15 protein-coding genes are annotated in these 12,591 nt (G+C 45.1%); 9 read left to right on the top strand and 6 right to left on the bottom strand.

Annotated features, from left to right (window positions below):
• The first annotated feature begins 5 nt into the window (after nucleotides 1-5).
• The 3 genes from ACI4J0_RS08765 to ACI4J0_RS08755 all read left to right on the top strand — a co-directional run bounded on the left by ACI4J0_RS08765 (nucleotide 6) and on the right by ACI4J0_RS08755 (nucleotide 2,599).
• Entirely contained in the window at nucleotides 6-353 is a 348-nt protein-coding gene (locus ACI4J0_RS08765) for an ArsR/SmtB family transcription factor (RefSeq protein ID WP_439765437.1), read from the top strand.
• 149 nt (nucleotides 354-502) lie between these two features.
• Nucleotides 503-721, top strand: a complete 219-nt coding sequence (locus ACI4J0_RS08760) for a heavy-metal-associated domain-containing protein (protein WP_439765436.1) — start codon at nucleotides 503-505, stop codon at nucleotides 719-721.
• Between the two features lie 9 nt (nucleotides 722-730).
• The gene (locus ACI4J0_RS08755) at nucleotides 731-2,599 is read left to right on the top strand and encodes a heavy metal translocating P-type ATPase (RefSeq protein ID WP_439765435.1); all 1,869 of its coding nucleotides are present in this window, start codon (nucleotides 731-733) and stop codon (nucleotides 2,597-2,599) included.
• 46 nt (nucleotides 2,600-2,645) lie between these two features.
• Here the strand turns inward: ACI4J0_RS08755 and ACI4J0_RS08750 are convergent, their stop codons facing one another.
• Together ACI4J0_RS08750 and ACI4J0_RS08745 are read right to left on the bottom strand one after the other, a co-directional pair.
• The gene (locus ACI4J0_RS08750; protein WP_439765434.1) at nucleotides 2,646-3,125 is read right to left on the bottom strand and encodes a hypothetical protein; all 480 of its coding nucleotides are present in this window, start codon (nucleotides 3,123-3,125) and stop codon (nucleotides 2,646-2,648) included.
• Nucleotides 3,122-3,325, bottom strand: a complete 204-nt coding sequence (locus ACI4J0_RS08745; RefSeq protein WP_439765433.1) for a helix-turn-helix transcriptional regulator — start codon at nucleotides 3,323-3,325, stop codon at nucleotides 3,122-3,124. Before ACI4J0_RS08745 ends, ACI4J0_RS08750 begins: the two co-directional genes overlap by 4 nt.
• Nucleotides 3,326-3,500: 175 nt before the next feature.
• Between ACI4J0_RS08745 and ACI4J0_RS08740 the strand changes: the two genes are divergently transcribed.
• The 3 genes from ACI4J0_RS08740 to ACI4J0_RS08730 are packed head-to-tail and all read left to right on the top strand — an operon-like array spanning nucleotide 3,501 to nucleotide 5,844.
• Nucleotides 3,501-4,388 (top strand): helix-turn-helix domain-containing protein, encoded by an 888-nt coding sequence (locus ACI4J0_RS08740; RefSeq protein ID WP_439765432.1) that lies wholly within the window; start codon nucleotides 3,501-3,503, stop codon nucleotides 4,386-4,388.
• Nucleotides 4,388-5,107, top strand: a complete 720-nt coding sequence (locus ACI4J0_RS08735) for an ABC transporter ATP-binding protein (RefSeq protein ID WP_439765431.1) — start codon at nucleotides 4,388-4,390, stop codon at nucleotides 5,105-5,107. The genes ACI4J0_RS08740 and ACI4J0_RS08735 overlap by 1 nt, the downstream gene beginning before the upstream one ends.
• On the top strand, nucleotides 5,104-5,844 hold the full coding sequence (locus ACI4J0_RS08730) for an ABC transporter permease (protein WP_439765430.1): 741 nt from the start codon (nucleotides 5,104-5,106) through the stop codon (nucleotides 5,842-5,844). The genes ACI4J0_RS08735 and ACI4J0_RS08730 overlap by 4 nt, the downstream gene beginning before the upstream one ends.
• A 124-nt stretch (nucleotides 5,845-5,968) precedes the next feature.
• Here the strand turns inward: ACI4J0_RS08730 and ACI4J0_RS08725 are convergent, their stop codons facing one another.
• Complete coding sequence (locus tag ACI4J0_RS08725; protein ID WP_439765429.1) at nucleotides 5,969-7,102, bottom strand: hypothetical protein; 1,134 nt, start codon at nucleotides 7,100-7,102, stop codon at nucleotides 5,969-5,971.
• A gap of 170 nt (nucleotides 7,103-7,272) precedes the next feature.
• Between ACI4J0_RS08725 and ACI4J0_RS08720 the strand changes: the two genes are divergently transcribed.
• Complete coding sequence (locus tag ACI4J0_RS08720) at nucleotides 7,273-7,614, top strand: helix-turn-helix transcriptional regulator (protein WP_439765428.1); 342 nt, start codon at nucleotides 7,273-7,275, stop codon at nucleotides 7,612-7,614.
• A gap of 37 nt (nucleotides 7,615-7,651) precedes the next feature.
• Here ACI4J0_RS08720 and ACI4J0_RS08715 read toward each other — a convergent pair whose 3' ends face one another.
• Both ACI4J0_RS08715 and ACI4J0_RS08710 read right to left on the bottom strand, forming a co-directional pair.
• Entirely contained in the window at nucleotides 7,652-8,071 is a 420-nt protein-coding gene (locus ACI4J0_RS08715) for a hypothetical protein (protein ID WP_439765427.1), read from the bottom strand.
• An 11-nt stretch (nucleotides 8,072-8,082) separates the two neighbouring features.
• The gene (locus ACI4J0_RS08710; RefSeq protein WP_439765426.1) at nucleotides 8,083-8,553 is read right to left on the bottom strand and encodes a hypothetical protein; all 471 of its coding nucleotides are present in this window, start codon (nucleotides 8,551-8,553) and stop codon (nucleotides 8,083-8,085) included.
• Between the two features lie 209 nt (nucleotides 8,554-8,762).
• On the opposite strand from ACI4J0_RS08710, the gene ACI4J0_RS08705 reads away from it, so the two are divergent.
• On the top strand, nucleotides 8,763-8,993 hold the full coding sequence (locus ACI4J0_RS08705; protein WP_439765425.1) for a hypothetical protein: 231 nt from the start codon (nucleotides 8,763-8,765) through the stop codon (nucleotides 8,991-8,993).
• Nucleotides 8,994-9,574: 581 nt separating this feature from the next.
• Entirely contained in the window at nucleotides 9,575-10,516 is a 942-nt protein-coding gene (locus ACI4J0_RS08700) for a replication initiator protein A (RefSeq protein ID WP_439765424.1), read from the top strand.
• Between the two features lie 596 nt (nucleotides 10,517-11,112).
• Here the strand turns inward: ACI4J0_RS08700 and ACI4J0_RS08695 are convergent.
• A partial coding sequence (locus ACI4J0_RS08695; RefSeq protein ID WP_439765423.1) for a recombinase family protein occupies nucleotides 11,113-12,591 on the bottom strand: 1,479 nt, incomplete at its 5' end.

Genomic DNA, 12,591 nt, shown 5'->3' with positions numbered 1-12,591 from the left:
TTATAATGGAAAACAAGGACGAATTTTTATGCGTTCATGAGGACGTGGTGGAAAAGGTGAGATACCGGCTTCCCCCCGATGAGATACTCTATGATCTGGCGGAGCTTTTCAAGGTTTTCGGCGACACCACCAGGATACGCATACTTTATGCCCTTTTCGAGTCGGAGCTATGCGTAAACGATATGGCGCAGCTTTTAGGGCTCAGTCAGACCGCAGTGTCACACCAGCTGAGAGTGCTCAAAAACAACAAGCTCGTGCGTTTCCGCAAGGAGGGCAAGATAGTTTTCTATTCCCTTTCCGACGACCACGTAAGGAGCATTATCGAAATGGGTATGGAGCACGTTGAAGAGTAACAGGCTGTGCCTGCAGCCACTCGTCAGGCTGAGCCTGCAGCCGCTCGTCAGGCTGAGCCTGCAGCCGCTCGTTCTGTAATTTTTTCGGGCGGCAGACAGACGGCTCGGTAACGATGCAAATATGATATAAATCAAGGAGAAATGTTATTATGAAAAAGGTATTCAAGCTTGAAGATCTTGACTGCGCAAACTGCGCCAAGAAGATGGAAAATGCAATAAACAAAATTGACGGAGTGGAGTCCGCAGCGATAAGCTTTATTTCTCAGAAGCTCACCATTACCGCCGATGACGCGCGCTTTGACGAGATCATGAAAAAAGCTGCGGCGGAGTGCAAGAAGATCGAACCCGACTGCAGGATAATAATGTAAGAGGTCGTTATGAGCAGGAAACAGAAAAAAATGCTGACGAGGATAATCATAAGCTTTGTTATCCTGGCGGCAGAGATGATATTTTTCGGCGCAGCCAAAGCCGACATAGGCATATGGAAGCTTGCATTGTTCCTTATCCCCTATCTGATCATCGGCTATGACATTCTGAGGAAAGCCTTTCTCGGGATCATTCATTTACAGTTTTTCGACGAAAGCTTTCTTATGACCGTAGCTACCATAGGCGCATTTGCCACGGGCGAATATGCGGAGGGAACGGCGGTAATGCTCTTCTATCAGGTGGGCGAGCTTTTCCAGTCCTGCGCCGTGAGCAAGTCAAGGAAGTCCATTTCCGAGCTTATGGATATCCGTCCCGACTATGCAAATATCGAGGACGAAAACGGCAAGCTTATTCAGGTAGACCCCGAGGAAGTGGAGATAGGCTCGGTCATAACCGTTAAAGCGGGCGAAAAGGTGCCCCTTGACGGCGTTGTAGTTTCGGGAACGTCAGCCGTTGACACCTCGGCTCTCACGGGCGAGTCAATTCCCCGTGATGTATGCGAGGGCGGCGAGATAATAAGCGGCTGCGTAAATCTTACGGGTATCCTCAAGATCAGGGTCACAAAGGAATTCGGGCAGTCCACCGTTTCAAAAATTCTGGAGCTTGTGGAAAATTCCCAGGAGAAGAAATCAAAAAGCGAAAATTTCATTTCAAAGTTTGCCCGTATCTACACCCCTGCGGTGGTCATAGGCGCGCTGCTGCTGGCGTTTATCCCTCCCCTGCTTACGGGAGACGAGTTCGGCAAATGGGTCTACAGGGCAATGACATTTCTTGTAATTTCCTGTCCCTGCGCCCTTGTCATATCCATTCCCCTCACCTTTTTCAGCGGAATAGGCGGCGCGTCAAAAGCGGGCATACTCATCAAGGGCGGCAATTATCTTGAGGCGCTTGCAGGCGCAGGCGTTGTTGTTTTTGACAAGACGGGAACGCTCACAAAAGGCTGCTTTGAGGTAACTGCTGTTCACTCGGACAAAATGGACAAAGAAGCACTTCTCGAGACCGCCGCTCTTGCAGAAATGTATTCCGACCACCCCATTTCCCTTTCATTAAAGCGTGCATGGGGAAAGGAGTGCGACCCCTCAAGAATAGAAAATGTACAGGAAATAGCAGGTCACGGCGTTAAGGCGGTGATCGACGGAAATACTGTCCTTGCGGGAAATATGAAGCTGATGAAAGCGGAAAATATTTCCGAAGCCCATGACTGCCACCATGCGGGAACTGCCGTTCACGTTGCGGTAAACAGCGAATATATGGGTCACATAATCATCTCCGACGCACTCAAGGAGGGCGCGCAGGAAGCAATGGAAGGTCTCCGGAATATGGGCGTGCAGAAAACCGTAATGCTTACGGGCGATGACCGCAGAGTGGGAGAGCAATGCGCAAAGGCGCTTGGAATAGACGAGTATCACGCCGAGCTGCTCCCCGCCGACAAGGTGGACTGCGTTGAAAAGCTGCTTGCGGAGAAGCCTCCGAAAAAGTCACTTATCTTCGTGGGCGACGGCATTAACGACGCCCCCGTTCTCACAAGGGCGGATATCGGCATAGCCATGGGCGCAATGGGCTCGGACGCCGCCATCGAAGCCGCCGACGTGGTGCTTATGGACGACGACCCCCGCAAGATCCCCCTCGCCATAAAAATAGCAGGCAAGACCGCCTCTATCGTAAGACAGAATATCGTCTTTGCACTGGGCATAAAGCTGCTCACTCTTATTTTAGGAGCACTTGGCATTGCAAATATGTGGGCTGCGGTGTTTGCGGACGTAGGCGTTTCGGTCATAGCAATTCTCAACGCTATGAGAGCGATGAATGTGAAAAAGTAAGTTTAAAGGCTGCCTGCGGAAAAAATTCGCCGCAGACAGCCTTTTATCAGTTCAGCTTTTCCTCGCAGATACGGAAGATATCAAATATCATCTGCTGTATGCAGACAAATACCATAACCGCTATACCCGCCTGATCCAGATCAAGAAACACAAGCACCAAGCCTGCAATAAGTCCCACAAAATAGGACACCAGCAAAGAAGTATATGCTGCAAAGCGGAGCATTTCCCTGCCGCGCTCGTCCCTGTCGATATCGGGGATATCGTCAACATAACCGGGGTTTTCCTTTGTCATTTTAAGGGTATGTACCCCCCTGAGTATCATATCCCCTGCGGCAAGCAAAAACAGGACGATCAAAGCTATTTTGACTTTTATGGAAGTGTCGTTCAATGCAACACACATGATCATCAACAGCCCGTACATAACGCCGCCGAATACCTGCATCCCACCCGAAGCTTTTTTCCTGCCGAAAAATCTGCTGCCCTTGCCGATATCAAAAAAATCCCTTATCTTCAGATAAAATTTCACTGCTGTTCCTCCTCGTAAATAAAAATGTCCTCAACGGTCATTTGGAAATACCTTGCAAGCTTTATTGCAAGGGTTATGGACGGGTTATATCTGCCGTTTTCAAGAGAGCCGATGGTCTGCCTTGAAACGCCCATTGCCTGCGCCAGCTCCTCCTGCTTTATCCCTCGTTCTTTGCGAATTTCTTCAAGCCTGTTTTTCATAGTCCCTCCATTTATGGTTTATGTAAAGCTTACTTTCCATTAGTATAACACACATTTTCGCAAATGTCAAGTATGCTTTCCATTTTTCAGCAAAAAAAGTCGAGAAAATTTTCCTTGTATCGGATATAATGTTATCAATGGGCGACGAAGCGTTCCCCGGAAAGGAAATCTGAAAATGAACGATACAACACTTGCCGTACAGCGTATGCAGGACTACATTTCCCGTCATCTTGACGAGAAAATAACAATGGCTGAGCTTGCCCGCACCTCAATGTTCTCCCCCTGGTATTCCTATCGGATATTCAAGGAGCAGACAGGGCTTACCCCCTCGGACTATATCCGCAGGCTCAGGCTTTCCCGCTCGGCAATGAAGCTCAGAAGCGGCGAATGTCGGATAGCGGACATTGCCTTTGAGCTGGGCTTCGGCAGTGTTGACGGATATCAGCGAGCCTTTCTTCGGGAATTTGGCTGCAACCCCGGGGAATACGCCAGACGACCCGTTCCCATTGCATTATTCGTACCCTACGGAGTGAAATTCCGCGAACTGAGAAAGGAGCATATTGCTATGGAAAATGTAAAAAACGTTTTTATTCAGGTTATCCACAAGCCCGAGCGAAAGGTCATTATCAAAAGAGGCATTAAGGCGGAGGAATATTTCGCCTACTGCGAGGAGGTGGGCTGTGATGTATGGGGACTGCTCATGAGCATGGACTCCCTCTGCGGCGAGCCTGTCTGCCTGTGGCTCACAGAGAATTACCGCAAAAACGGCACATCGGTATATGTCCAGGGCGTTGAAGTGCCCACAGACTATGACGGAGAAATTCCCGAGGGCTTTGACGTGATAACGCTGCCCCGGTGCGATTATCTGATGTTCCAGGGTGAGCCGTTTGAGGAGGAGGATTACTGCGAAGCCATAATCGCCGTACAGCAGTCCATGGACAGGTATGACCCCTCGGTCATCGGTTACGAGTGGGATAACACCCAGCCGAGAATACAGCTTGAACCTCGTGGCGAAAGAGGATATATCGAGCTGAAGGCAGTAATTCGCGGAGGAAAAGCGTAATGTCCGCCGCCGTTGAGATAAAGGGACTGACCAAAGCCTACGGTGAAAAGACTGTATTAAAGGGTCTGTCCCTTACGGTAAAAAGCGGAACGGTTTTCGGGCTTTTAGGCGCAAACGGCGCAGGAAAGACCACCGCCATCGAGTGTATGCTTGGCATTAAGAAAACCGACAGCGGAACATCGGTCCTTCTGGGGCTTGACCCGAAAAAACAGCGCCGCCGTCTCTTTGAGGAGGTGGGAGTGCAGTTTCAGGAAAGCGAGTATCAGAACGAGATACGTGTAAACGAGCTGTGCGAGGAAACTGCCTGTCTGTACAGCTCCCCCGGAGACTGGAGGGAGCTGTGCGAAAAATTCGGTATCGGTGATAAGCTTTCCGCACAGGTAAAAAGCCTGTCGGGAGGAGAAAGGCAGAGGCTTTTTATCGTCCTCGCCCTTATACCGAAGCCGAAGCTTGTATTCCTTGACGAGCTTACCACAGGGCTTGACGCAAGAGCAAGGCGTGATGTGTGGAAGATACTCTCGGAGCTGAAAAAGGAGGGGCTTACCATAGTTCTCACGTCTCATTTTATGGACGAGGTTGAGGCTCTCTGCGACGAGATTTGCATATTAAAAAAAGGCTCACCCGTTTTTATGGGAACGGTGAGCGAAGCAAAGGAAAAATGCGGCTGTGAGAAATTCGAGGACGCATATCTTATTTTGTCGGAGGATAACGCTGAATGAAACGCTTTTTTACGCTGATGAAAAACGAGCTGAAGCTGAATATCCGTGATATGAATATGGTGATATTCGCATTGATAATGCCCCTTGCAGTGTTTGTGGTGCTGGGGCTCATATACCGTTCAAAGCCTGCGTTTGAGGGTGCGGACTACACCTTTTTGGAGCAGTCCTTCGGAGCGGTCTGCGCCGTATCCATATGCGCGGGAGGACTTATGGGGCTGCCCCTTGTGGTAGCGGACTACAGAGAGAAAAAGATACTCAAGCGCTTCAAGGCAACTCCCGCAAGCCCGGGACTTTTACTCGGAGCGGAGCTTGCAATTTATATGCTTTACTGTGCCATTTCGCTTATTATCCTTGCCATAGCGGCATACATATCGGGAGCAGGCTTTGGCGGCTCTCTTATAAAATTCCTCGGAAGCTGGGCGCTTACGGCAATATCCACCCTCAGCATCGGTATGATGGTGGGAGGACTTGCCAAAAACTCAAAACAGGCAGGCGTAATCGCAAGCATACTTTACTTCCCTGCGCTGCTGTTCTCGGGGACAACGGTTCCCTTTGAGATTATGCCCGGGATAATGCAGAAGCTTGTGGGACTTTTCCCTCTCACACAGGGCATCGGGCTGATGAAATCAACCTTTCTCGGCATACCCTCGGAAAACACCGCTGCCGCCATTTTGGCAATGCTTCTGACAACGGCGGTCTGCACGGGAATTTCAGTGAAATTTTTCAAGTGGGAATAACAATAGAGCACTGCTGCGCCTGCTCCATTTCCTTCATATTTTTCTCAAATCAAAGCCACCCGTAAAACGGGTTATTCGACAGACTGAAATGTCCGGGATCAGACCGATCCCGGACATTTTCCAATTATTTTACAGTTGATTCGTAGTTATATTCACCTATCTTAGATGTGACCTGCTTGTTAAACAGTGAGTCAAGATCACCATATCCCGCAAAGTGTATCTTGTCGGTTGCCCAATATACCTCTCCCGAGGATACTCCGAAGAATACGCTGCCCTTGGGCGCTGTGGCTGTGCTTAAATCAAAAGAACAGGTGCCGTCTTCAAGAAGCATAACATCTGTATAATAGGTATAATGGTAATAGTACAGCCCGTCATTGAAGCTTACCTTGTAAATATAGTATATGTAGTTTTTCTTGCTTACATATATTGACGGATCCTTTGGAGTGAGCATATAATTTCCCAGAAGCTCTATTTCCGAAAGATATCCCTCGTCTTCCGTTTTTGCAATGTAGGCTTTCAGCAGATCCTGTGCGTGGTAGTCCATTTTCTTGTATGCGTCCTCGGGAATTTCATCAAGTGTCTGAACATATCCCGCAAGTCCCTCAACAGTAAATTCCTTTTCCTCGCTGACGGGGATATATCCGTTTTCAAAGCAATATGCCTTGAGATCATTGCCGTAATATGCATTTGCGGTTATTTTTACAGTGTCGCCGTTGTTCAGACCGCTTGACTTGTCTGCTCTGAAATCAAGCTTTACAGGGATATCACTGCTGCATTCTATCACAGCCTTTCCCTCGGGAGCAATGCCGCTGAATGTCACATTAACAAAATTAAACGGATCGAACTGCTGAGCCTCCTCAAGGCCTTCCACAGTAAAGGATTTGTCGGAAAGCTCCAGCTTTACCTTGTACTTTTCCTCAATTTCATCAAGTCCCGAGCCGCTCCATTTAAAGGTTATCTCATCACCGTTTGAAAGCTCGCTTGTTTTGTCAAGCTTTCCGTTAAGTCCAAGCTCCATTCTTCCAAGCACTTCAAGATAATCCATATCCGAGCCGTCCTCAAGTCCGAATGCCTTAAGATTGTCATTTATGAGCTTTTCGGTATCGAGTCTGTAGCTTGCTGTGCCCGCTGAGTCAAACCCCTCTGCGCTTATGGTAAGATAATCGTTTGCATTGATAGTTGTTTTGCCGCAGCCTGTGAATATCATACCAATTGATACGGCTGCGCCGAGTATAATTCCATAATCCCTTGCTTTCATTATTCTGACCTTTCCTTTCACGGGGAGTTTTGATTTTCATATAGCCCCTTTTTCTACAACATACGTTGTATTCCATCTGCATTATAACATAATTCATTGTATTTTGTCAATAATAAAACAACACTTGTGGTATAATTTTGTTAGTAAATACAAAATTCGGAGTGATATACTTGAAATTATACAGCAGAATTCGTGACCTGCGTGAAGATGAAGACCTGACCCAGGAACAGCTTGTAAATAAACTGCAGATGCACAAGACCACATATACAAATTATGAGCAGGGCAAACACACCGTCCCCCTTGACTTTGCCGCTCAGCTTTCCGTTTTTTATAACGTGAGCCTTGACTATATCGCAGGTCTTACCAACGATAAAAAGGGTCTTTCCAAAAGCCGGCTTTCCGATTATGAGACCGAGGTCATTCATAAGCTCCGCACCCTCAGCGACATGGATAAGGGACGTGTTCTCGGTCTTATAGACGCACTTTGCGATAAAAACGAAGCGAATAAATAATAGCCATACCGACCCGACTGCCCGATCTCACGGACAGTCAGGTCGCTTTTTTATTTGTCGGGATCCCGAATATTTTAGCCGCTGTGAGCCATTCCATAAAAAGCTCGTCATTGTACGGATCCTTTACACACACCCACCTGTTTCCCATTTTGTCCTCCTCCGCTTCCAGAAGCGGCTCCGCTATCTCCTTATATGCCCTATCATAGCCCTCTGACAATGACATCTGCTTATAATCACGAGAGTTTAAAACAGTCTTCGTGTAATCAGACATATATGAATCCATCACAAGCTGAATATCCTCAAGGTGTTCTCTGAGCTTTCCCGTTTCATACATTCTGTCAAAAATATCGGGAAAGCTGAAAGCAAGCGCCCTATGCCGATAATATGCATATCTGCCAATATTTGCAGCCATTATCTCGGTCTGCTCAAATCTTTTCATATTTTCCTTGTAGCCCATAATGCTCCTCCTCAATTTTTATATAACACCCAGAAATCAGCCGCTGAAACAAAGCTGTATTCCTTTTTTCTGAAACCGTCCATCACCTTACAAAGCTTATCCTGCAAATGTGTAAATCTGTCAGTATATGCCGCTTCTATGTATCTGAGCTCCCTTGAACTGCTTAGCACCGCAATACACAGGGCATTGAACTGATTTCTGTTTAGCATTATTCTTGCAAAGTTCCCCTGATATTTTACTCCGAAATATTCTTCGGCAAACTGCTTGTCTGCCTTGACCTCAAAACCCGCACTTGACGCATTTATGAGCCGTGTCATATGACTGTACTCCTCTTCGGAGCAGTCAATATGCCGCCTAATTGCCAATTTCAGCATGATAATTTCTTCTCTTGAGAACTGCATAACAGCATATTCCTCCGAATAGCTTTTTGGAGACTTCAAATGCACAGGTCTTTTTATTTCAACTATAATTTCACCGTTCATTTTGTTCACATCCTTTCGTTTCCTTCACACCGTCAGAAAAGTTTTATTGCTCATATCCGGGAATTTTTTATTTAGTGTAATAATATTATATCACTGTCAACAGTGTATGTCAAGAAAATATCAAACAATTTTTTGAATATATTTTCGTGCATTATCTATAATGTAAACAGTGTATCAAATATGATATACTAAAAAAGGGAGATGAAACTATGATAACCGAATCACACAAAAACGGCAACAGAAAATGGGACAGCGAGAATATGCGATCCGTTTCCGCTCGGCTGCGAATTGAAGATGCGCTGGAATTTAAAAGATACTGTGAAAAAAAAGGCAGCAATCCTGCTGCCGTACTCAAAGAATATATTTTTAAGTGCTTACGTGAGATGTACGAAGAAGAAGCCCGTGAGGAAAATGAAATCGACCTCGATGAACACTTTTGACATATTTATAAATTCGAATCACTTCAATCGTAAACGACCGTTTTTTACAATTTTATTCGTCAAATTGCGCAAATTAGTCAAGTGTGTTTTAGTAAATCATACTTGACTAATTTGCATTATTATGATAAGGCGATAAGCGATCACCTGGGGCACTGCGACATCAATGTTACAGCCAACATCTATGCCGATGTACTCGAAGGAATGAAACGCAATATTGCCGCTTCCATTGAGCAGACGCTGACAGGCAATAGCTGAATGAAAGTTACAGCATAGAAAAATAACCGCTATGCGAGAACATAGCGGTTAATATGGTCTTTATTAGTTGTCCAAAAGTTGACCAAAGTGATGATAAGCTCGCCCCAAATGACGTAACCACGCCATTTGTAAGGGCAGCAATTATCTCTTTGAGAACTTTACGGTCCGCTTGCAATATGTTTCCGTTCTTAAATTTTGGCTGTAATACGTCATTTCCCAGCCTATCTTTAATAACCCGGACGAATCAAAATTATTCGTAAGCCCCGGAATAAGCCCCAAAAATACTTATGAGAAAAGCTCTCCTCCAATGAATAGGAGGAAGAAAAATGTTTGAATATTACTATGGAAATCAGACCGAAACATTTAACTTTGTGAGAGTACCTTGGGTACTGTTCACCTACCCTGCCTTTGCAAAGCTGTCCAATGATGCGAAGATACTCTATGCCCTGCTGCTTGACAGAATGAGCCTGTCCCGTCAGAACGAGTGGTTTGACGATGATAAAAGGGTGTATATCATCTATACCGTTGAGGAAGCCTCCGCAACGCTCAACTGCTGCAGTGAAAAGGCTTCCAAGCTCTTTAAGGAGCTGGACGATGTCAACGGAATAGGACTTATCACCCGTAAGAGAAGGGGCTTAGGCAAACCCTCTATCATTTATGTGAAAAACTTCATTATTGACGAGGATCCCGATGACTCCGACAGCAAAAATTCAAGGAACGAAGAATGCCGTATTCAGGATAACGACATATCCGAATTACAGAACACGGATAATCCTGTTTCTTGTGCAGAGGAAAACCGTACTCTTGAACCCGATAATTCCGAAGCAATCAAGAATAATATAATCAAGACTGATATTAGTAATACTGAATATCAATCATATCGATCTGTCAGCGGATGCGATAGAGATGATGCGGCAGCTGTCGTCAATGAAAATATCAGCTATGACATTATCACCGAGAACAATTCTTCCATAGCTGATATGATTACCGAAATAAGAAATATTATGGTTGACGTTATTTGCGGAGATCGTCAGGTAATAATCAGCGGAAAGGCTGTTCCTGCCGAAACTGCAAAAAGCACGTTTATGAAGCTGACCGATGAGCATATTCTTTACGTTATCGACAACATCTCAAAACTTGAAGGTAAAATTCAGTGTCCCGACAAATATATCTGCACCGCTCTGTACAACGCAGCCTATACTTGCAACATTTCACTTTTCACAGGCTTTACGGCACATACAGGAATGCCGCTGACTGCAGGAGCTTGATAACAAAATCGTCGGATTGGAAAAATCACATTAACAGCTATCTGCAAAAATCGGATTCGTGAAGCCGGCTGATTTTCGGATAATTGATAAATCGCATTTCAGCCGACTTCATTATTTTCAAAATTGACGTTCTGCCGACTTGACTTATTCGCCAAAAATGTTCTAAGCACATTTTCTGAAATCTCACTTTTGAAAAAATTACTAAAGAGTAAATTCCCGAAAATCAAAATCCGCAGCTATGATAAATCTGAAAATATAAAAAGCAAATTTTTCAGAAAATCAGATTTTCATAATCGGCTGGCTTATGAAATTGCAAATATGATAATTCCTGCAAAAGCAGATTTATCGGAAATGCTGTTCAGCGGATCTGTCGGGGCTGAAGCTTATGCCGTCCCATTTTCACTTAAAGCATAACAATTACCGCCGCCAACATCGGAATAGAAAGCAGTAAACCTATTGAAAGCAATAGATTTACAATAAGTCCTCAGGGCAGCTATCCGATGGGCGGCGGATAAAAGGAAGATACCCGCAAGCGTTGAAAAGTCATAGGTATTAGTTCTATTGTGCGACAGAACTAATACCTATTTTTCAACATATCAAGCTGTAGCCTTGTCCCCGGAAACAGAGGCATTTCCGATAAATCTGTAGAATATCTCGATCTTTACCCTTTTCTCACCGTCAACAAGCTCCTTCTCATATACATATATCTTTTCAATCAGCGTATGAAGGAGATCAAAAGTAAGCTCCCGAATATCCACATAGCTCTTAACAAGATCGGCAAAATCAACAGCATTTCTGTGATTGATCTCCTGATTCTCCATAGCAACGGAAATACTTTTGACCTTTTCACGAAGCGTTGACAGTTCCTTTTCCATATTTGCCGAAAGGGATTTGTATGTTTCTTCGGAAACAACTCCGAACACCTTGTCCTCATACAATTTCTGTATAAGTATCTCAAGTTCGGATATACGCTTTTTGGACTTTGAAAGCTCATTTCGTAAGGAGGCAGACTCACCGTTCCTTAAATTGTTGTAAGTATCTGTCAGACATTTTATGTACTCATCAGTATTTTCCGCTGCCAACGAAGCATGACGCTTTATATCATCAAGTACAATTGTGTAAAGCTGCTCAAACTGAATGTTATGACCCGAGCAGGCTGACAAACCATGACGGATAGCTGTCTGACATCTGTATGTTCCGATAGATGTTCTTCTCTTTTTCGTAGATGCAAAACCATGCCTTTTCCCGCAGTCGGGACAATAAACAAGACCTCTGAAAATATTATCGGCATTTGAAGTTATGGAATCACGCTTAACGGATACACGCTGCTGAACAGTCTGAAAATCCTCTTCGCTAACAAGAGCCTCATGTGCATTTTCTGTGATGACCCAATCCTCGGAATCATGCTTAATGATACGCTTATCCTTGAATGACTTGACACCATATCTCAGGCATACAATTTTTCCTGTGTAAACGGGATTTGTCAGTATATGATAAACGCTGCCTGTATCCCAGTCATAAGGATATTTCGTAAATGATTCGCTTCCTATCTCATCGGAATGATTATAGGAACGGGGCGTAAGCACCTGCATTTTTTTGAGATGTGTCGCTATCATATGACAGCTTTTGCCTTCAAGTGCAAGCCGGAACATCATCCTGACGTTATCGGCACATTCATTCGGTATCAGCTTATTGGATTTCAGTTCAACTCTGCTGTAACCATAAGGAGCGGGTCCGAGAGTATATCCGCCGTTAGCCGCCATTGTCCTGAATGCTGACTTTACCTTCTTGCTGATGTCCTTGGCATACCACTCATTGACGATATTTTTGAAGGGAGCAAAATCGTTATCTCCCGTATCTGAATCCACATTGTCATTTACGGCAATAAAGCGAATATCCTTCTGCGGAAAATATATTTCGGTGTAATAACCTGTCTGTAGATATTCACGCCCAAGACGGGACAAGTCTTTTACAATTACAGCACCAATTTTTCCTGCTTCGATATATCCGATCATTCTCAGAAAATCGGGGCGGTCGAAATTCGTGCCTGTGTAACCGTCATCCACAAAGAATTC

It is taken from the genome of Huintestinicola sp., from assembly GCF_051882455.1.
In the GTDB taxonomy this organism is placed as follows: Bacteria; Bacillota; Clostridia; order Oscillospirales; family Ruminococcaceae; genus Huintestinicola.
Note: the sequence above shows the minus strand (reverse complement) of the source record. Positions and strands in the feature narration are given on the sequence as shown.